This is a genomic window from Pseudarthrobacter sp. PvP004, assembly GCF_017876035.1.
GTDB lineage: Bacteria > Actinomycetota > Actinomycetes > Actinomycetales > Micrococcaceae > Arthrobacter > Arthrobacter aurescens_A.
This window is the reverse complement of sequence record NZ_JAGINL010000001.1, coordinates 3548254-3567442: the sequence shown is the minus strand read 5'-3', so window position 1 is coordinate 3567442 and position 19189 is coordinate 3548254. Positions and strand designations below refer to the sequence as shown.

Genomic DNA, 19189 nt, shown 5'->3' with positions numbered 1-19189 from the left:
TTCGAGCACCACCCGTCTCCGTTGAGCTCGGTTTAACATCGATGCTTTCCGACTGGCAAGCCTCCACGGCCGACTGCCGTTAACTTCCGGACTTTCTCTGACCGTTCTCGCAAGCACTTCAGCTCTCGTTATTTTGACGCCGATAACGGATGTTATGTCAACCTGAACTCTGCGTATCTCATCTGATGAATCAATTCGCACCATCGCCATGAAGACGAATCCAAGGGTCATGGTCTGCCAGCAGAGTGACTAGAGTCCATTGTTTCGCGGTCCTGACGCCGGCGGTTCCTCGTCCTTTTCAAGGGGCAGCCCCTGCGCAAGTCGCCTGCGATCCTCCCGCGCGGATTCGCGAAGCCGCTTTAATCGAGTTCCACCACCAACGGCGACCAGTACGCCCGCAGTGACTATGAGAACAGCCACCAGGCCAATTGACCAGTGGGTTGCGGAATCACCAATGTTTGGCCTGAAAATCACCAACGCAAGGATGGCCAGAAGCATGAGGACGTTGGCTAGCTGAAACGGGCCGAACATGGCAAAGAACGCATCCCATGTCGCCTTGCTGGATCTGTCCTTCATCCAAGCTCCCATTCATTTTGTGGAGATCCTACAGGCCCAGGGCAATATGGGAACCCTGTCCCTTCCCCTGACAGCCACTCTGTGAAGTCCTTGGTGACACCGCCAAGCCCTGCAGCGCCGCCGGCGAAATTGATACCTGCGATCAGCATTTTTCGGCTGTGCCGGTCCATTTTTGCAAGCCTATAGGCAGCGTTCACCCCTTGCCCAGCGCCCATTGTGGCAACAGAAAACGTATCCAATGCGATTATGTCGAGCTCGTATCGATTACGGAGAACCATTCGACCGGCGTCTGCACCCAGCGCCACTACGGTTGAGGCCTCGGCGATGAATGCAGCAGTCCCTGCGCAATGACCGCTTCCGGCCAAGAGGCAGCCAAACCCTACAAAGCTCGCAGCAGCACCCACAAGAGAAGACCCAAAGGCGACCGCATCCAAGACGCTAGCCGTATCGTTTTGCCAATCGAGGCCGAGTGGATCACTATTCGCCATGGGATTCGCTCCCCCGTAACCATAGGCATTCAGCGTCGTCGCCCTTAGCGGATCCACGCTAATGAATTGTGCCGTGGTCGGGTCGAAGTATCGGTTACGGAGGTAGTAGAGGCCCGTATCCGAATCCTGACATTGGTCGTTCCACCTCAGAACCGTGTCAGCGGTTCCAGTCTTGGATGTCAGATTGCCAAAGGCATCGAACGTGAAAGTCGCTGTCGAGATGCCTGCCGAATCGGTCAGGAGTCGCGTGGATCCGTACTGGTCGTGTTGGTAGTAGGTCACTGTTCCGCTGGCGTCAATGTGCTCGACCGGGTTGCCGGCGGCGTCATAGATGTAGCTCAAAGCACCATCTGTCAGCATCAGCGGTACGGATTGAGTCGTGTCCCACGTGAACGCCTGGACTGGTCCCGATGTTGGGGTCCGAGATGACCGCAGTCCGGTGGCGTCGTACCCGAAGGTCGTTCCGTTCGCTGCGGCGAGTCGGTTGGGCTTGGTTCCAGCTGTACGTGGATGTACCAGTGGTCGGGGCCGGGCCGATGAGTCGGTTGCCCTGGTTGTCATAGGTGATGGCGGTCGTGGTCCCGCCAAGGGCGTACTGGGTGGCTTGGTTGGCGGCGTCGTAGGTCAACGTTGCCCCGTTGGCAAAGGTCGTGGGGTTTCCTGCCGCATCGTATCCGTAGGCGGTGGTGTTGATGCTGGCGAGTTCGTCTCGGTCTGTGTAGGTGTACGCTTCGGCCGGCTGTGTGATGCCTGTCGTGGAGGCACTGGTCAGGTTGCCGTTGTCGTTGCGGGCGTAGCCGGAGGTGGCTACTGTGCCGGAAGTGCTGGTGACATCGATGCCAGTGACAAGGCCGTTGTCGTTGTACGTTGACGTTGACGTTGATGTGATGCCGTTGGCGAAGGCGGTTGTCGCTGGCCTGCTGTCAGCTGTCGTGGTGAATGAAGTCGTGTTGTTCAGTCAGTCCGTCAACGAGGTGAGGTTGTTTGCCGCGTCGTAGGCTCGGTTGACGGTTTGGCCGTTTGGGTACGTCTGTGCCGTGACGTTCCCTGCGAGGTCGTACGCGTAGGCGATGTTCTTGCCGGCGCCGCTCGTCCTGGACGTCAACCGCCCCAGGGAGTCGTAGACGTTGGTGGTGGTGCCGGTGCCATCGGTCATGGTGGCTAGCTGGTGCAGGGCTGTGTACGTGAATGTTTCGTTCGGTGTGACGCCGTCGGAGTAGCTGGTGCCGGTCTTATCTCCTGCAGAGTTGTAGGCGAAGGTGGTGGTCCGGCTGGACGGGTCTGTTTTCCCGGACGACTGGCCGGCGGCGTCATAGCTGTAAGTAGTGGTCCGATTCAGTGCATCCGTTGATGTTGTGAGCCGGTTCCTCGAGTCGTAGACGTAGCTGGTGACGTGGGAAGCCTGATCTGTTTGGGACGTCATATTGCCGTCGGCGTCATACCCGGTGGCCGTGATCGTGTTGTCGGCGGTAGTGGTTGAGGTTTTCCGGCCAAGGGCATCGTAGGCGTAGGTTGTGGTGCGGCCCATAGGGTCGGTTACGGACGTAGTGTTTCCGCCCGCGTCGTAAGTCGAGCTGGTCAGCTTTCCGAGAGGGTCCGTGACTGTAACGGGGAAGCCTGCAGTGTTGTACTCGACCGTAGTGGTCTTTCCACCGGGCGTGGTCGTGGCTGTAGCCCTGCTGAGAACATCGCAAGTTGTCGTTGCAGTCCGCCCGACGGCGTCCGTGGAGCTATTTAGATTACCGTGGACGTCGTATGCGAAGGCGGTGGTGTTCCCGTTTGCATCGTCGACGGCGGTGACGTCACCAGGATGGCTTGAATTCCCGTAGGTGTAGGTAGTGGCCGCGGTCTGGCTCGTGCCGGTTAGCGGTGTGGAAGCCGTCAACCGGTTCCCTGCGGCATCGTAGGTGTACGTTGTTGTGGTGCCGGCCGGGTTCGTGCTCGTCAGCAGGTTGTCCAACGAGTCGTACGTCGCGGTGCTTGTTGCTCCCCCGCCGTCCGTAGCAGTGAGTTTGTTACCACGAGCGTCATACGTAGCCGAAGTGGTCCGGTTTAGCGGGTCCTTGACTGATGTCCTGGCGAAAGTGGCCGGGTGGTAGGTATACGTCCACGTGGCCTGTTGGGGTGTTCCGAAGCCGACGATCCGCATGATCATCTGCCCGCCCCGGTATGTTTCCTTGGTCACCCGGCCGCCCAGGGAGGTGATCGTGGTGACTGAGTCGGTTCCATCTCCGCCGTATGCAAGAACAAGTTCCCCTGCCGCAGTGGTTTGCTTGGTAACCCGGCTGGCTTGGTCGTAGGTGTTGACGGTGACGGAACCCCTAGGGTCAGTCATGGAAGTAATCAGGTAGGAAGCATCGTAGGTATAGGTCGTTGTCCGGTTTCCTGGGAGGGTGACCGTCTCCAGTCGGCCAGCAGCGTCGTAGCCGTAGGACATCACTCGGTTGGCAGGGTCAGTCGCGGTAGCGACTTTCCCGTTGGAGCCGTAGGTGAAGGTGATTGCCCGTCCCCCGTCATCCGTGACGGTGGCGAGTTTCCCGGATGTGTCCCAGACCAAGGCCACGGCGTCACCGTTCAGGTCCTCAATGCTGGCCAATTTGCCGGTGACCTCAAAGGTAAAGATTTCCTTGCTGCGTCGAAAGTAGGTCCAAGTGCCATCAATGTTCTTCACAAGCTTTGCCAGGACGTGCGAGGGGGCGGTGTAAACGCCCGGGCCGGATGGTGTGAAGACGACCCGTGACCCGCCCGAACGTTTCGCTGCCCCGCGGCAACTTTCCTTCGCCCGAAACCTCCCGCAGAAAAGCTATTGACGCCTCCGATTCCCCATGACACCATGATGACCACATATTGATACCGGTATCAACATGTTTCAACTCTCTCAGCGTCATATTGAAAGGACCATCCGTGCTTGGCTTCAAAGAAGAGGAATTCCTCACGCAGACCCGCAGTGCACTGGCGTTGCAGGGACAGATCGAATCGGTGGTTGACTCCGTCCAGCAGCGGGGACTGACCAACCTGTTCCTCATCGGCGCCGGCGGAACCTACGCCGCGATGCTGCCGTACGAGCACTTCATCCGGTCCCGCTCCACCCTGCCTGTCCGCGCGTCCATCGGCAAAGAGCTCATGCTCACGGATGACCCCACGTTCGGTCCCGGTTCCGTGGCTGTCTTTGCCTCCGTTTCGGGCACTACGGAAGACGTTATCGAGGCCATCGAGTTTGCCAAGGCCAAGGGCGCCTACACCGTTGGGTTTACAGGATTCGGAGATAGCCCCTTCGCCAAAGCCCTCGATGTCGCCCTGGTGACCGAACCCAAAACCTGGCCGTTCGACATTCCCATGATTCTCTTGAGCGCCCGACTCCTCGCGGCGCGGGGCGAATTTGAAGGATACGAAGAGCTGGCAACGGAACTAATGACCGTCCCCGAAAGCTTGGTCGGCGTCGCCCGTCAAGCAGAATCAGTGGCGGAAGCGTTTGCCGAGAAGAACAAGGATGCTGACTACCATTTCCTGGTTGGCACCGGAAACTTGTGGGGTCTCACCTACCTCTATTCAATGTGCATCCTGGAAGAGATGCAGTGGCTCCGGACCACCCGCGTGCACGGCGCAGAGTTCTTCCACGGCTCCTTGGAACTCATTGAGGAAGACACCAGCCTCATGCTGCTCCTGGGAGAGGACGAGACCCGCCCGCTGATGGACCGCGTGGCCAAGTTCGCCGAAAACTACAACAAGAACACCACCTTGCTGGACAGCAAGGACTACGATCTGCCGGGCGTCAGCCCTCGTTTCCGTGCGCTCCTGGCCCCGCTGATTTTGGACACCGTCCTGGACAGGTTCAGCAAGCACCTCGAACGCGTCCGCAACCACTCCCTGGATCTGCGCCGCTACTACCGAGTGGTGGAGTACTGACCGTTCGCCGCACCCCGAACGGGGGAGTAGCGCCACGCTGCGGGCCCGGCTCTGTCCGGGCCCGCAGATTCGAGACAGGAAGAGCATGAAAGTAATCGGATTCGGGGACAACATTGTGGACCGTTTTCTCGACCGCAAAGTGATGTATCCCGGGGGAAACTGCGTTAACGTCGCGGTCTTCGCCCGCCGGCTGGGCGCTGAATCCGCCTATCTCGGCGTCTTTGGCTCGGATCCTCTAGGGGCTTTTGTCCGCGATGCCATAGATGCGGAGGGTGTCGATACCAGTCAGTGCATCATCCGTGACGGCCTCAATGGGGTCACCGAAATCAAGGTAGTGGACGGTGACCGTATCTTCCTGGGATGGAACGACGGAGGTGTCACCACAAGTGATCCCTTCATGCTTGAAGAGGAACACCTCACGTATTTGGCCTCAGCCGATCTGGTGCATTCGAGCGTCTATTCCGCGTCGGAGGACCAGTTGCCTGCCGTGAGAACCACCAAAACGCTGGTCAGTTTTGACTACTCGTCGGAGCCGGAACGTCGAACAGACTCCTATCTAACCCGAACGGCGCCCAACGTGGACCTGGCGCTCTTGTCGTGCGGAAACATGACCGTTGCCGCCGTCGAAAATGACCTCAAGCGAGTACACGCAGCGGGCGTTTCGCTTGCGGTGGGGACGCGCGGGCAGTCAGGCGCAATGATGTACGACGGCGAACGCTTCCTCACTCAGGCAGCGGCACCCACCGACCCGCTGCGGTTCGCGGACACCATGGGGTGCGGGGATGCCTTCCTGGCGGGACTCGTGGTCAGCCTGCTTGGCTCAGGCTGGAGCCGGGCGTACCGGCCGCCGGCCGACGCTTTGCAGAAAGCCCTGGCTCGTGGCGCGGAGTCGGCCGCGGCTCAGTGTTATGTGGAGGGCGCCTTTGGATACGGCAGGGCAGTCGAGGTAGCGGCCGGGCAGTCGCGGTAGCTACTAGGATCTGATGCAGAGACAAATCAACGGACGGAACCGCAAACGCGGATTCCACAACTGAAGGGGGCCGGATGGCGACGGATCATCAGAACCACCCGGCTGCCCCCACCATTACCGAAGTAGCAGCAGCTGCGGGAGTGGGGAGGGCCACGGTCGCCCGAACCCTTGGGAACTATGGTTCGGTCAGTGAAGCCACGCGTGCCAAGGTGATGCGGGCCGCCGAGAAATTGGGCTACCAACCGAACACGCTGGCTCGAAGCATGACCACAGGGGTCACCAAAACCCTTGGAATTGTGCTGGCGGATGTGGCCAACCCGTTCTTCTCGGGCGTGCTCAAAGGCATCTCGGAAACGGCGAAAACGGCCGGCTATGACGCCATCATCCTGAGCACTGACGAGAAGCTTGAGCTCGAGCGCGATGCCATTGCCGTTTTACTGGCAAAGCAAGTGGATGGCCTTGTGGTGGCCTCCGCGGCCGGCCGAAGCGACGATGTCTCGCATCTGTCCAATGCCATTGACCGTGGAACTCCTGTAGTGCTTATCGACCGTTTGGTGGACAAGCTGGAGACGGATTCGGTGGTCATCGACAACCGGGAAGCTGCGCGATCGGCCGTAGCGTCGCTCATTCACAACGGTCATCGGCGCATAGCATTCGCCTGGGGGCCGGTGACCCTGAGCCCGGCGACGGACTTGAAACAAATGCACAGCATCCTGGACGAGGCCCTCTGGAGTGATGGTGAACGGCTGAGGGGTTACCTCGACGCGCTCGAAGAGGCCGGGATCCCTTTCGACACAGCTCTCATCACCCACGTTCTCAAGAATGAGGGCCAGGCGACGCGGGCTGTCAGTGGAATGCTGGCTTTGGCAGACCCGCCAACGGCCATCTTCACCACCGAGACCGAGGCGACGGTTGGGGCCCTTCATTCCTTGCGGGCCAAGAACCTTCGGCTGTTGAAGGACGTCTCCCTGATCGGGTTCGACGACAGCCCTTGGGCTGCCGTCATGGATCCGCCGCTGACCATGATCCAGCAACCCATGCGCCAAATGGGGGCGGTCGCTTCCCAGCAGCTCATTGCAAGGATTGACGGCGATACGTCTGCCCCAAAGAAGCACGTTCTGCCCTCGCTGCTGGTCGCCCGTTCCTCGGACGGCCCTGTGCGCGCTGCCCGCGGCGAATAGAAATTCCCTCCTGTAATTTCCTCTAGCTCTCTTCCCCGCTGCCTCAAATCATGATTCACTGTGGTACCGGTATCACAAGTTCCATCCCCCAGTCCCACTCCAGCAGTTACCCTTTCAGCCCGTCTCCGTGAAGCACATCCCAACGGCGGGCATGACTTCCCACTCCCCTAGAGGACCCCCGGCTGATCGGCCCTTCGACCGAAAGAAGACATGATGCGTAAAAGCACCCAATCACTGATGGCATTGATGGCAGGCGCCGCGCTGGCGCTGACCGGCTGTTCCGACGGCGGTAGCCAGCCGGCCGCTGTTCTGGATCCCAACGCTGAGCCACAGTACGCAGGAACCCTCAGCATCCTCACGAAGTTTGGCGGAGACCCGCTGGAACCGTACTTTGAGGATCTGGCGGCGGAGTACAAGAAGCTGCACCCGGAAGTGTCCTTCGATCTCATCCAGGAGACGGACCAGAGCATCAAGGACAAGACCAAGACGCTGACTGCGTCCCAAGCCATGCCGGACATCTATTTCACCTGGGCTGGCAGCTGGGCCAACAACTTCATTGATGGGGGACTCGCAGCAGATCTGACCCCGGTCATTGCCCCTGGTACCGAGTGGGGCAACAACTTTGGCGAGTCCGCGCTGAAGGCCTTCGCCAAGGACGGCAAGTACTTCGCGGTTCCGCTCTACAACAACGGCAAGTTCATGGGTTACAACCAGCGCATCTTCAAAGAGCTGGGCCTGACACCGCCGTCCACTTTCGATGATCTGATTTCTTCCTGCTCGGTGCTGAAGGGAGCCGGCTACGAGCCGATCTCGTTCGGGAACAAGGATGGCTGGCCGGGGCTCCACTACCTGCAGCAACTCTTCGCCTACGAAGTGCCGGCCGATACGCTGCAAGCCGACTTCAGCCCGGCGACGGCCAAGCTCGAGGACAAGGGCTACCTCAAGGCAATGGACCAGTTCACCCGCTTGGTCAATGAGTGCACCGGCAGCGGCAAAGACTCCAACGGTGTCCTCTACACCACGGCACAGCAGGCCCTGGCTGAGGGCAAGTCAGGTATGTACTACCAGGAGATCCTTGAATTCGACTCCACTGCTTCCGCCGATTCAAAACTCAAGCAGGACGGTCTGGGCATCTTCAAGCTTCCCGCCGCCGCTGACGCCAAGGGCGATACACAAGCGATCGAAGGTTCCCCTGAGGGCTACATCATCAATGCGCGTTCCAAAAACGCCGCGCTTGCAGCTGATTTCATGAAGTTCGTAACCAACACGCAGAACGCAGCCAAACTCTCTGCCCCGCCATACGGCCAGCCCAGTGCTGTCAAGGGCGCGGTTTCCACGGAGAACTCTTCCGGACCTGTCGTCGAGGGCATCAAGCAGGTGAACGAAGCATCCGCGGCGATCACCTGGCTGGACTCCGTCACTGTTCCCGCGGTTGCTGATGCCTGGTTGGCCGGTGGGGAAGCCTTGGTGGCCGGAACGCAAACCCCGGATCAGGTTCTTGCCTCTGTCCGGGCTGCTTCCAGTGCAGCGAAATAGCAGGACACACCATGACTGTTTCCGATACTGCCTGGAAGCCCGCGGCTCCACCACCGGCGCCCGCTTCCACTAAGTCCACGAGAACCAGTACGCGAAAGTTTGCCCGGACGACTCACTGGCGCAACGTCGTGTGGGTGTTGCCTGCGGTCCTGCTGTTAGGGGTCTTTGCGTACCTGCCACTGGTTCAGAACCTGGGGTTCAGTTTCCTCAAGTGGGATATCTACAGCGGCCGCCAAACTTTTGTGGGCGCGGACAACTACGTCCGAATGTTCAACGACCCCATCTTCTGGAAGTCACTCCTTAACAACACCCTGTACGCGATCATCTCCATCGCCTTCCAGGTATTCGGTGCGATGATCCTCGCCGCGATGATCGAGGGACTGCGAAGCCAGCGGTGGAGGGGAATCCTTCGAGCCGTCTACTTTGTACCCTCGGCGATCTCCCTGACGGTCGCTGGCCTCCTGTTCTACTTCATCTACGAACCCGAGATGGGCATCCTTAACGCGGCGCTGGATTTCCTTGGCTTGGGGAATTTCACTCAAGCGTGGCTGGGGCAGGAAAACACGGCCATTTTTGCCATCATTGCCATGAGCCAATGGCAGGGCTTCGGATACTGCACGCTTCTGTTCTCGGTGGCCCTGCAGCGGATCCCGTCTGAACTGTATGAAGCGGCGTCCATTGACGGCGTCGGACCCTTCCAGCGGTTCTTTTCGATTTCCTTGCCACTCGTCAGGGAAATGACCGGTCTCATGATGATTGTCACGGTGTCGGGAGCTTTCCAAGTGTTCAACGAAGTCATGGTGATGACCAGCGGAGGGCCGAACAACTCCAGCCAGGTCCTCGGTACATGGCTCTACAGAAGCGGATTCGTCCGCAATGACTTTGGCTACGCGGCCGCCGTCGCCACTGCTGTCTTCATCATCACGTTGGTCCTGGCCGTCATTCAGCTTCGTATCTCCAAGAAAAGGAGGGTCCAATGGTGACGCGCTCAGCTGTGCTCCTGGTACTTGGACGGGTCCTGGTCAAAGCGTTCCTGATTGCACTCGCCGTCGTCGTCATTTATCCCTTGGTCTGGATGCTGCTCAACGGCGTGAAGTCCAACTCCGAATTGTTCTCCAATCCCTTCGCCCTGCCCGTTGCGTGGAAATGGGACAACTACGTCACCGCGTGGAACCGAGGGGTGGGCGACTATCTCACTACCAGCGTCCTGGTCACGGTGGCTTCCACTCTTGCAACCGTATTTATCAGCGCGTGGGCTGCTTACGGACTGACCCGGGTGAACATCCCGTTCAACAGGGTGGTGCTGATTCTCATCCTCGGGGGCCTGATGCTCGCTCCCACGGTGGCGCTGATCCCGCTGGTCAAGATGTTCCAGAGCCTGGGGCTGTACAACAACCTCTGGGCGTTGCTGATTCTGTACACGGCGTTCCGTGTTCCGTTCACGACGTTCCTTATCCGGGCTTACATGATGGACCTGCCCGCAGAGGTGGATGAGGCAGCCTCAGTTGATGGGGCCTCAAAGGCCCGGGCGTTCTGGCAGGTCATTCTGCCCATGTGCAAGCCAATCCTCGTTTCTACTGTTCTCTTGAACATCCTGTTCACCTGGAACGAGTACCTTTTCGCCATGGTCTTCACCAGCGGGGGAGCGTTGCAGACCCTGCCGGTGGGGCTTACCAACCTGATGTCCAAACACGGCACGGACTACCCTGTGGTGTTCGCAGGCATGGCCATCGCGGCAATTCCAGTGATTGTGCTCTTCTTTGCGGGGCAGCGGTACTTCATCCGTGGTCTAGCCGACGGAGTTGGTAAGTAGCCGTGGGTTCACCCAGCGCAGGCTAGTTTTCCGGGCTGCCGGGGCAGCCCCATGAGTTGGGGTTTTCTTGGCAGGTGTCGGCGACGAGTGCTTTTTCTGTTTCCCAGACGTGGATGGTTTTGGTGGGTGTGGTGATGTCCAGGGTGCCGTTGATGGGTAGTGGTGGGCCGTTGTTGACCGAGTAAGTGCCGGTGAAGCTGGTGGTGACGGCGGCTTGGTAGTTGCCGGTGTCTGTGTAGGTGTGGCTGGTGCGGGTCTGGTTGTTGAGCCATTCGGTTTCGGGGATGGTGTAGCCGGCGGCGGGTGTGGGTCCGAGGGTGGTGCCGTCTCCGTAGGTGTAGGTGTAGCTGGTGGGTGTGGCGGTCAGGTGGACTGCTTGGCCGAGGATGGTGAGGTCGAAGGTTTGGTCTGCGGCGGTGGCGTAGAAGTTGGTGGGTCCGCCTTTGAGGGTGTGGGGGAAGGGCTGGGCTTCGAGGTTTCCGGGGTTGACGGGGAGTTGGCGGAAGTCGTTCAGGATCCGGGCGGCGATGTTGGCCAGGACGTTCTCGGGTTCGGAGTCATAGAGGCAGGTGGGACCACTGACAGGGATCCAGTCTGTCCAGCCAGGGTTGGTGATGGCTTTGGGGGCTTCTTTCCAGATGACCGGAGTGCCTTCCTCGCCTGCGGGTGTGGTTGCCGGGCAGTCGAGGGCGTCGCAGCCCGGGTCTTTGGTGTCGGGGCCGTCGGCGCGGCAGTGGGTGTCGGCCATGTACTGATTTGGGTCCTCGGAGGCGGGTGAAGTTGATGTTGAGCCGAGGCTGGGTGCCAGCTGTCCAGTCGCGGGGTCGATTCGAAACCTGCTCGTGAGATCAAGAGCATCCTGTTGATTGTTGTAGCCCGCCCAACTGTCCGTGTCAGCATGCGCTGGACTAAGTGACGCAAGTATGAGTGCGGCGACGGTTATCCTCACGACCGAAGAAGCGCGCGTGAGCCAAGCGGAACGACTAATTGATGAGGCCAAGATTGGTCACCGTCCATCCCGAGGAACCATATGTAGCAACCAGGCCAAAGGCAGAGTTTGTCGCCTTCTCGGAGGCCCGCCCCGGAGTTCCCTCAGCATTGAAATAGTCGATTTGTTCCTGGATAACTTGGACCTTTGCCTGCTGGACGATGGCTCCGTCAACCCAGATGGACTCAACGGCTGGGACGGAAATCTTTCCGCCAACGGACCACCGGCCGTTGATGTGGCTGTCACTGATGCCCTTCTCGATTCGTTTGCAGGTCTGGCACTCAGGTCCGCTGAGGCTGGACCAAACAGACTGGTCGCCGGATTCTGCCGCATAGTTTTGCTGCGCGTACCAGTACCCAATGAACGCCTCCAGCCCGGCTTTCGAGTTCTCCTTCGCAAGCTCGGGCATCACGGGAACGGGCACGTTCTGTGCTTTCCCCGTCGCGTCGGCGGGCTTGTATACGGGGGCGGCAGACGGAGTAGCCGACGCTGCGGGGACCGAGGCGCTTGGGGTGGGCGCCGCCGTCGTCGGGCCTGTTTAGGAAGCTGCGCTGTTGGGTGTGGAGCCGCTCGCGCAGCCGCTCAGAAGCATCGCAACCGCGAGGGCACAAACCGCTGGCAGAGTGCGGACAAAAGGCGAAGACGTGAACGAATGGCGCGGCATGACAGGCTCCCCAACAGCTGTTTTTGGTGATGTGTCGGCCAGTCTAGGCGGGGCGAACTGCCGCGACCCAGTCACGAATTCCAGCCTGTGGATAACGTGGATGTGGGCGAAGGCCTCATCGCTGGCGCTCTCCCATCCAGGACTGAACCGAGCAGATCTGCGAGCAGCCGCCGCCGCGCGCACCCCACTCTCCGACGCTTCTCCCAAAGCGTCGGAGCTAGACGCTAGGGTGGTACTCAAGAGAAGGGGAGTGCTCCATGGAAGACCAGAACGTGCAGCTTGATCCCGTGCCCGGGGGCGAAATCCTTGGGACCGGACGCACCATCATCTCCGAGGCGGCCGTCGCCAAAGTAGCGGGTATCGCTGCCCGCACCGTGCCCGGCGTCTACTCCTTGGGCTCGGCTCCGTCCCGTGCGCTGGGTGCCATTCGCGACGCCGTCGGCAGCTCCGACCATGCAGCAGGCGTCCGCGCTGAGGTCGGGGAGACCCAGGTGGCGGTGGATATCACGTTGGTTGCTCTCTACGGCCATCCCCTGCACGGCGTTGCCAACCAAGTCAGGGCTGCGGTGTACCGCGCCGTGGAGGAACTGGTTGGCCTTCAAGTGATCGAGGTCAATATCGAGATCACCGATGTCTTCATTGCACCGCCGGCCAAACCCGCCGGAGCCAAGGCAGTGGTAGTGGAAAGGGATGCACTCCAATGAGCATGACCGTGGTGGGAATCGCTATCGGCGCTTTTGTAGCTTTCATGTCCTTCTCGTTCGGGTTATGGGGTTTCCTGATCTCCCTGCTGTTCATGGGCATCGGCGCGCTGTTCGGCCGCGCGGCTGAGGGCAAGCTGGATCTTCGCAGTGTGCTGGACGCCATTACGGGCCGGCGCTCTTCGTCATGAGCGTGGCTGAGGCTGTGGAGTTCACCACCAGCCTGGCCGGCCATAACCGGATCAGTACCCAGGCATTGACATCGTTGGCTCGGGCCGCTGCAGCGGAGGCGCTCGGCGTTGAGGCCAGCGACATCCGCGCTGATTGGGCGGACGACGACGGCCTGCTGGCTTTGTCCATCGTGGCACCTATCAGCGTCCCGGCTTTGACCGAGGTGTTGCGTGATCCGCAGCGTGTCCAAGGATTTGGAGGGTCCATTTGGAACCGTGCCGTGGCGGCCAAGGCTTTCGTTCTTGAAACCGTCACGCGGCTCAGCGGCTCCCAACTCAGCAGGGTGGACATCAGGATCAGCGGAGCACACGTCACTGAGGGAGGCCGCGTCCAGTGACCCAGGATCAGGAAACACAACAAATGAAGGCAACGGGCCCGAACGCGGGAGCCAGCCCGGTGGCCGGGGAAGACCCCGACATGAGCCGTATCCTGCGCCGCGAGACGCATTCGTCCCGTGCTGGAGCGTCCGTTATTGCAGCCGTCCTGGTCATTGTTCTGTGTGTCTACGCACTCCTCGAAGCAGGTGTCCGCGCCATCGGGCAACCCCCATGGCTCATTGATCCCACCACGGCCGCCGAGCGCATCATTGCCCTCCCGGAAGGCATCTCACCCCTGCTGCTCGGTGCGAGTGGTGCGGTCATTGCCATGGTCGGCCTCTTCTTCCTCCTCCACGCTGTTCTGCCGGGCCGACGCGCCCGTCACTTGCTCCGGGACCCGCGGACCGCCGTCGTGGTTGATGACGAAGTCCTGGCCTCTGCGTTGGCACGTCGTGCACGAACTGCCGCGAACGTTACCCAGGAACAAGTCATGGTAGTTGTCTCGCGACAGTTGGTTGTGGTGAACGTGCGGCCAACCTCGGGCAGCCGGGTCAGCGAAGAAGCAGTGCTGACTGCCGTGCAGGCTGAACTTGAAGAAATGTCGCCCCTGCCGATGCCTGCTGTCAGGGTCAACCTGGCGTCGTCGGGGGTGATCGGAGCGTGAACGGAACACCGCGTGCCCTCAACCGCGTACTGCTCTTCATCATCGGTGTGAAACTGCTGGCCATCGGGCTGCTTCTCCTGCTGCTGGCTACTGTGCCGGCAGTGGCTACTTGGTGGCATGGTTGGTCGGCTTCCGTGTGGGCAGGCGCCGAAAATGCTTTCCGGCAGACGCACCTCCCCGGACGCGAAGAAAGCTGGTTGTGGATTGTGGCAGGCCTGATCCTGGTGGCGATCATCATTGCGATGATCGCTTGGCTGTCACAGCAGGGCAAAGGCAGGGCCAACTTGCTGGTGGCCAGCGACGACGACAGCGACGTGGACGGCGAAGTCCGGATCGGTGGTGGCGTAGCTGAACAGGCGCTACGGGCAGCCTTGTCTGAACGGACCGACCTCGCTGGTGCATCCGTGGCGACACTGGAGGTAAAGGGCAAACCGGGCCTGCGCATCCGCATTCAACCGAGGCAAGGAGTGGCGCCCCACCTCCTCGCTGCGGAAGTGTCGCAGCTGGTTGAAGCGCTGGACCTTGTGATCGGACAAAAGACCCCGGTATTGGTGCACATGGTCTCCGGTGCCCGATCCAAGTTCACCAAGGCCGAAAGGGTCCGCTGACAAGGCGCACGCAGAGAAAACATCCACAAAAATACAGCGCATCCGCATCCATAGCCTGCCTTGTGTCGGTAGTAGGGGTATCAGCAAAATCCCCGCACGTCGGGCCGATTGAGGAGAAGGATATGCGCAGCAGAATACTTACGGCAGGAGCAGGAGCCAGCGCCGCAGCACTGGCAGCAGCAATCGTCTTGGCTGTCCCCGCACAGGCGGCGGAGGGTGACGCGCACCTGTCCGTACTGCACGGAGTGCCTGGGTTAACCGTTGACGTCTGGGTCAACGGAGCACGAACCCTGGATGACTTCGCTCCCGGCACTCTGGCCGGGCCCTTGGCACTTCCGCCCGGTGCCTACGATCTGGCCATTACCGCCTCGGACGCTGCCGATGCCTCTGCCCCCGTTATCGGGCCGGTGACGGTGACCTTGGCGGCGAACGGCAACTACACCGCCGTCGCCAACCTCGATGCGGCCGGGAAGCCAACCGCGAACTTCTTCACGAACGACGTCTCGCGCATCGATGCCGGCAAGGGCAAGCTGACGGTCCGGCACACGGCCGCGGCGCCAGCTGTGGATGTGCTTGCCGGCGGCACAGCCGTGGTGACCAACCTGGCCAACCCCAATGAGCAAACGCTCACCCTTGACCCGGGTACGATTTCGGCCGCAGTGGCCGCAGCGGGTACGACAGCACCTGTCATTGGCCCGGCCGATGTGACGGTGGCCGAAGGCACGCACACCATCGTCTATGCGTGGGGAAGCCTGACTGACAAGAGCCTTCAACTAGCGGTGCAGACCATTGACGGGCTGCATTCGGCTCCCGGATCGGTACCAGGCGCCTTGGACGGCTCATCGGGCAGTGTCCCGACAGAACAGATGGTCCCGACAGAACTGATGGTTCTGGGCGGCGGACTCGCGGCGGCAACGTTGCTGCTGATCGTCGTGGGGCTTGGAAAGGTTCGCACTTCCGCCGCAAGGAAGTCCTAAGGCCAAGGCAACGGCATGACATAAGAGCGGAACAGGTCCTGGTCGTCCGGTAACGACGGCCAGGACCCCGCATCAATCACGGCAGCCGGAGCATCCGGCCGTAGACGCCAGGAAACAACCGTTATGACACCAAGTAAGCCAAGCCGAAGCCGCCGGGTGGCGGCGCTCGCCGGGATGGCAGTGCTCGTTCTGACGGCATGCGGAACCGCGACACCGTTGACGGCCGGTAGTTCTTCCAGTGAGGCAAGCGGCCCGGACCCCAGCGAGCAGCAGACTCAACCGTCGCTGCCACCGGCCGAGCCGTCCCGACCACCTGCCGAAGTCTCGCTGAAGGGCACAACTCCCACGCAGCCGGCGGCGGTTCCCCCTCCGGTGTCGCTCAAGGTGGCCGGAACGTCAATTGACATGGCCGTTATCCCCGTGGGGGTCGCGCCCGGTGGGGCTATGGAGATACCGCAGACCTTCTACCAGGCCGGATGGTACCGATTCGGATCCGCCCCCGGAGCCGCGGAAGGCACAGCTGTCCTGGCCGGACACATCGACACCACCTCTGACCAGGCGCCGTTCTCCCAGCTGAAATCCTTGCCGGCCGGAACCTTGATAACCGTAGGGCGGGAGGGTGCTCCCGCACTCAACTATCGGGTTGTCTCCGTCACGCTGATGGCCAAGGACGCCTTTGACGGCGACTCGCTGTTCCGCCGGACCGGACCGCACGAACTCAAAGTGGTCACCTGCGGCGGCAGATGGCTGGACGAACGAATGGACTACAGCGACAATGTGATTGTCACCGCGGTCCTTGAATAAGCACCCCAACCCGGCCGTGGTCCTCGTCGCTGACGCCGGGAAGGAGTCTCCTTTGGTATCCCCAAACGAGGTTTCTTCCGAGTGGGACGATACGTTGACCGCCTCATTCATGGCGGGGGATGAGTCTGCACTTGTGGCTGCTTACAGGCAGTTTGCCCCGCTGGTTCACACGCTCGCTTTGAGGTCCTTGAGGGACCGTGCCGCGGCCGACGACGTCACCCAAGAGGTGTTTATCCGGGTGTGGCGTTCACGGGACACCTTCAACCCCGAGGTCGCGCGCCTGCCGGCATGGATAGTGGGCATTGCACGCCACGTCATTGCGGACGCCCACTCAGCGTCGAACCGGGAAGTTCGTAGAGTCCTTGCCGTCGCCCAGGTCCAAGACACCGGCGGCGGAGGTCCTACGGAGGGAGCTGTGGAGGTGCTGGCCGACAGGCTGCTCCTGGACGGCGAACTCGACCGGCTTGGTGAACCGCAGGGCGCCATCATGAAATTGGCATTCTATGAAGACCTGACGCACGAGCAGATTTCCCGCAGGCTTGAACTACCGCTTGGTACCGTCAAAAGCCACATTCGGCGCAGCTTGATCCACCTAAGAAGCAGACTGGAGGTTGACCATGCCGCACATTGATCCGGAAGAGTTGAGCCTCCTGGCGCTTTACGGTGACTGGCTCGATGAGGAGGGCCGGCAGCACCTTAGCGGCTGCGATGCCTGCTCGGCGGAGTACGCCGCTTTGCGCCGCGCCGTTGACGCCATGAAAACCACGCCGGACAGCAGCACCCTTGAGGTGCCCGGGCCCAGTGTGTGGAGTGGGATTCACCGGGAACTGGGTTTGTCGGACGCAATCCGGGAAGACCCCTTGGGCTCCGCAGCGGGCTCTGCAACAGGAACTGAAACCAGCAAGCCCGGCATTAACGGTCCAACCGAACCAGAGCAACCAGCAGCACCACCCGCGGACATACGTTCCGTCAAGAAACGTCCCCAAGGGTGGCAACGCCGCGGGACCTGGCTGGCGGTCGCCGCAGCAGGTGCCTTGGTCATCGCCGGTGCAACCCTATGGAACATCAACCAGGCGGCAACGCCGTTGGCACGAGCAGAGCTGACGCCACTTGCCCAGCACACTGCTACAGGATCGGCGACAGTCCTTGAGTCCCCTGATGGAACGCGAACCCTGGAAGTGAAACTGAGCAAAGAAGAAGCGCAGGGCTACCAGGAGGTCTGGCTTATTGGCACGGACCTCACACGGCTGATCAGTCTGGGAATCATGAAGTCGGACTCAGGTACCTTCCCGCTTCCGGCGGACCTGAATCTGGCCGATTTCCCCATCGTCGACGTTTCGGATGAACCACTGGACGGAAATCCCGGCCACTCCAGCGTCAGCATCGTCAGGGGCTCGCTCACTTCCTGAGGGCCCTTCACTGGTGTGAATCGCATTGGCGTGGGCTGCCCTCGCGCTCTCAGTTGCGGGTAGCCTGAATCCCATACCGAAGGACAGGAGGCCCCAGTGGCTGGAACAACAGTGGCTTCAACATCTGCGCCTGACAAATCTCTGCTCGAGACCACTGTGGCCGGGCTTATGGCGGAACTGGCCGCGCTGGAAGAACCCCGGGCTCGCGAAGTGAATGAAAAACACGGCGATGACCACGGGGTAAACCTCAGCAAACTGCGTGCCGTCGCGAAGCGGCTGAAGACCCAACAGGATCTCGCGCGGGAGCTCTGGGACACGGGCGACACCGCTGCCAAATTGCTGGCACTTCTGATCTGCCGTCCCAAGGCCTTTGGGCGGGCCGAGCTGGACAGCATGCTGCGTGAAGCGCGGACGCCCAAAGTGCAGGACTGGCTGGTGAACTACGTCGTCAAGAAAAGCCCGCACTCCGAAGATCTGCGATTGGCTTGGTTCTCCGATCCCGATCCTGTGGTGGCGAGTGCCGGATGGGCGCTGACGTCCGAAAGGGTGGTCAGGAAGCCGGAAGGCCTGGACATCGTGCAGCTGCTCGACATCATTGAGGCCGACATGAAGGACGCTCCGGACCGTCTTCAGTGGGCCATGAACCACTGCTTGGCACAGATCGGCATTGAGTTCCCGGAGCACCGTGCCAGGGCCTTGGACATCGGTGAGCGCCTGGAAGTGCTGAAGGACTACCCTACGCCGCCTAACTGCACATCGCCGTTCGCTCCGAGTTGGATCAATGAGATGGTGCGGCGCCAAGCCATCAAATAACTCTTTTAGCCCCTGTTACGGTGCATCATCCGGTAGGTGAGCTCGGCAAGGAGCTCTTCGTCGGAGAGGTGCGAGGCCCGGGCTATGGGAGCGCTGGGAACGGCAACGCGCGGAGGTCCTTGACGTGATTCGTCCCCCGATCGCATGTCGTCGGGGGTGATCATGTCCGGAGCGAAGGTGGACTTGCCTTTCAGGACCTCTGAAACAGACCCTGCCCTCCAGCCCAGGGCATGCTCAAGCTTGCGCTGGTTGATTTCCTGTGTGCGCCGCGTTCCGGACTCCAACGTCCGAACGGTCTTGATGGCGGTTCCCGCCTGTTTGGCCAACTGAACCTGGCTCAGCCCTTGCGCCAGGCGTTCTTCCTTGATCAGGCGGCCAATGGTTTGCAGTGCTTCAAGTTCATCCACGATTCCTACTTTTCCATAGGCAATAGTAGGCAATCAAATCGACAAGTCCAATGGCGGAGCGTGAAGCCCGACCGCAAATGCCCGCTTAGGCCCGGCTACCCAGCTCTCCGCAGCGAAAGTCAGGCTACTTGGTATC

Annotated in this window: 22 protein-coding genes and 1 pseudogene; 16 read left to right on the top strand and 7 right to left on the bottom strand. The window is 60.8% G+C overall.

Annotation, left to right across the window (positions count from 1 at the left end; genetic code table 11):
- Window positions 1-249: 249 nt before the first annotated feature.
- From J3A64_RS16065 to J3A64_RS16050, 4 genes are all read right to left on the bottom strand, one after another.
- Window positions 250-576 (bottom strand): hypothetical protein, encoded by a 327-nt coding sequence (locus J3A64_RS16065; protein ID WP_210064859.1) that lies wholly within the window; start codon window positions 574-576, stop codon window positions 250-252.
- Window positions 573-1406, bottom strand: coding sequence for an RHS repeat-associated core domain-containing protein (locus J3A64_RS16060; RefSeq protein WP_210064857.1), 834 nt, complete (start codon window positions 1404-1406; stop codon window positions 573-575). Before J3A64_RS16060 ends, J3A64_RS16065 begins: the two co-directional genes overlap by 4 nt.
- Window positions 1390-1692: a hypothetical protein gene (locus tag J3A64_RS16055; protein ID WP_210064856.1), complete on the bottom strand. Its 303-nt coding sequence runs from the start codon at window positions 1690-1692 to the stop codon at window positions 1390-1392. Before J3A64_RS16055 ends, J3A64_RS16060 begins: the two co-directional genes overlap by 17 nt.
- A 330-nt stretch (window positions 1693-2022) precedes the next feature.
- Entirely contained in the window at window positions 2023-3735 is a 1713-nt protein-coding gene (locus tag J3A64_RS16050) for an RHS repeat protein (protein WP_210064854.1), read from the bottom strand.
- Between the two features lie 233 nt (window positions 3736-3968).
- Between J3A64_RS16050 and J3A64_RS16045 the strand changes: the two genes are divergently transcribed.
- The 6 genes from J3A64_RS16045 to J3A64_RS16020 all read left to right on the top strand — a co-directional run bounded on the left by J3A64_RS16045 (window position 3969) and on the right by J3A64_RS16020 (window position 10470).
- On the top strand, window positions 3969-4970 hold the full coding sequence (locus J3A64_RS16045; RefSeq protein WP_210064852.1) for an SIS domain-containing protein: 1002 nt from the start codon (window positions 3969-3971) through the stop codon (window positions 4968-4970).
- A gap of 85 nt (window positions 4971-5055) precedes the next feature.
- Window positions 5056-5940, top strand: a complete 885-nt coding sequence (locus J3A64_RS16040) for a PfkB family carbohydrate kinase (protein ID WP_011773197.1) — start codon at window positions 5056-5058, stop codon at window positions 5938-5940.
- 74 nt (window positions 5941-6014) lie between these two features.
- Window positions 6015-7121 (top strand): LacI family DNA-binding transcriptional regulator, encoded by a 1107-nt coding sequence (locus J3A64_RS16035; RefSeq protein ID WP_210064850.1) that lies wholly within the window; start codon window positions 6015-6017, stop codon window positions 7119-7121.
- Between the two features lie 213 nt (window positions 7122-7334).
- Window positions 7335-8657, top strand: a complete 1323-nt coding sequence (locus J3A64_RS16030) for an ABC transporter substrate-binding protein (protein ID WP_043469694.1) — start codon at window positions 7335-7337, stop codon at window positions 8655-8657.
- Window positions 8658-8668: 11 nt separating this feature from the next.
- Window positions 8669-9640 carry a carbohydrate ABC transporter permease gene (locus tag J3A64_RS16025; RefSeq protein WP_210064849.1) on the top strand — a complete coding sequence of 324 codons (972 nt, stop codon included), beginning with the start codon at window positions 8669-8671 and terminating at the stop codon, window positions 9638-9640.
- Complete coding sequence (locus tag J3A64_RS16020; protein ID WP_210064847.1) at window positions 9634-10470, top strand: carbohydrate ABC transporter permease; 837 nt, start codon at window positions 9634-9636, stop codon at window positions 10468-10470. The genes J3A64_RS16025 and J3A64_RS16020 overlap by 7 nt, the downstream gene beginning before the upstream one ends.
- Before the next feature lie 22 nt (window positions 10471-10492).
- Here J3A64_RS16020 and J3A64_RS16015 read toward each other — a convergent pair whose 3' ends face one another.
- Both J3A64_RS16015 and J3A64_RS16010 read right to left on the bottom strand, forming a co-directional pair.
- Window positions 10493-11218, bottom strand: a complete 726-nt coding sequence (locus J3A64_RS16015; protein WP_210064845.1) for a hypothetical protein — start codon at window positions 11216-11218, stop codon at window positions 10493-10495.
- Window positions 11219-11453: 235 nt separating this feature from the next.
- Window positions 11454-11909: pseudogene (locus J3A64_RS16010) on the bottom strand (DUF6318 family protein); the annotation flags it as partial.
- Window positions 11910-12379: 470 nt separating this feature from the next.
- On the opposite strand from J3A64_RS16010, the gene J3A64_RS16005 reads away from it, so the two are divergent.
- The 10 genes from J3A64_RS16005 (at window position 12380) to J3A64_RS15960 (ending at window position 18646) form a co-directional block, all read left to right on the top strand.
- Window positions 12380-12826 carry an Asp23/Gls24 family envelope stress response protein gene (locus J3A64_RS16005; protein ID WP_011773204.1) on the top strand — a complete coding sequence of 149 codons (447 nt, stop codon included), beginning with the start codon at window positions 12380-12382 and terminating at the stop codon, window positions 12824-12826.
- Window positions 12823-13014, top strand: a complete 192-nt coding sequence (locus J3A64_RS16000) for a hypothetical protein (protein WP_014920563.1) — start codon at window positions 12823-12825, stop codon at window positions 13012-13014. The genes J3A64_RS16005 and J3A64_RS16000 overlap by 4 nt, the downstream gene beginning before the upstream one ends.
- Window positions 13011-13391 carry a hypothetical protein gene (locus tag J3A64_RS15995; protein ID WP_210064843.1) on the top strand — a complete coding sequence of 127 codons (381 nt, stop codon included), beginning with the start codon at window positions 13011-13013 and terminating at the stop codon, window positions 13389-13391. Before J3A64_RS16000 ends, J3A64_RS15995 begins: the two co-directional genes overlap by 4 nt.
- Window positions 13388-14035 (top strand): DUF6286 domain-containing protein, encoded by a 648-nt coding sequence (locus J3A64_RS15990; protein ID WP_210064841.1) that lies wholly within the window; start codon window positions 13388-13390, stop codon window positions 14033-14035. Before J3A64_RS15995 ends, J3A64_RS15990 begins: the two co-directional genes overlap by 4 nt.
- Window positions 14032-14643 (top strand): hypothetical protein, encoded by a 612-nt coding sequence (locus tag J3A64_RS15985; protein ID WP_011773208.1) that lies wholly within the window; start codon window positions 14032-14034, stop codon window positions 14641-14643. The genes J3A64_RS15990 and J3A64_RS15985 overlap by 4 nt, the downstream gene beginning before the upstream one ends.
- A 122-nt stretch (window positions 14644-14765) precedes the next feature.
- A complete protein-coding gene (locus J3A64_RS15980; RefSeq protein ID WP_210064839.1) occupies window positions 14766-15620 on the top strand; it encodes a DUF4397 domain-containing protein in 855 nt (284 codons plus the stop codon).
- Window positions 15621-15743: 123 nt separating this feature from the next.
- Window positions 15744-16424, top strand: a complete 681-nt coding sequence (locus J3A64_RS15975) for a class F sortase (protein WP_210064837.1) — start codon at window positions 15744-15746, stop codon at window positions 16422-16424.
- Between the two features lie 16 nt (window positions 16425-16440).
- Window positions 16441-17055 (top strand): RNA polymerase sigma factor, encoded by a 615-nt coding sequence (locus tag J3A64_RS15970; RefSeq protein WP_014920569.1) that lies wholly within the window; start codon window positions 16441-16443, stop codon window positions 17053-17055.
- The gene (locus J3A64_RS15965; RefSeq protein ID WP_011773212.1) at window positions 17042-17833 is read left to right on the top strand and encodes an anti-sigma factor domain-containing protein; all 792 of its coding nucleotides are present in this window, start codon (window positions 17042-17044) and stop codon (window positions 17831-17833) included. The genes J3A64_RS15970 and J3A64_RS15965 overlap by 14 nt, the downstream gene beginning before the upstream one ends.
- Before the next feature lie 96 nt (window positions 17834-17929).
- Window positions 17930-18646 (top strand): DNA alkylation repair protein, encoded by a 717-nt coding sequence (locus tag J3A64_RS15960; protein WP_011773213.1) that lies wholly within the window; start codon window positions 17930-17932, stop codon window positions 18644-18646.
- A gap of 5 nt (window positions 18647-18651) precedes the next feature.
- On the opposite strand, the gene J3A64_RS15955 is transcribed toward J3A64_RS15960, so the two are convergent.
- A complete protein-coding gene (locus J3A64_RS15955) occupies window positions 18652-19053 on the bottom strand; it encodes a helix-turn-helix transcriptional regulator (protein WP_210064836.1) in 402 nt (133 codons plus the stop codon).
- Between the last annotated feature and the right edge of the window lie 136 nt (window positions 19054-19189).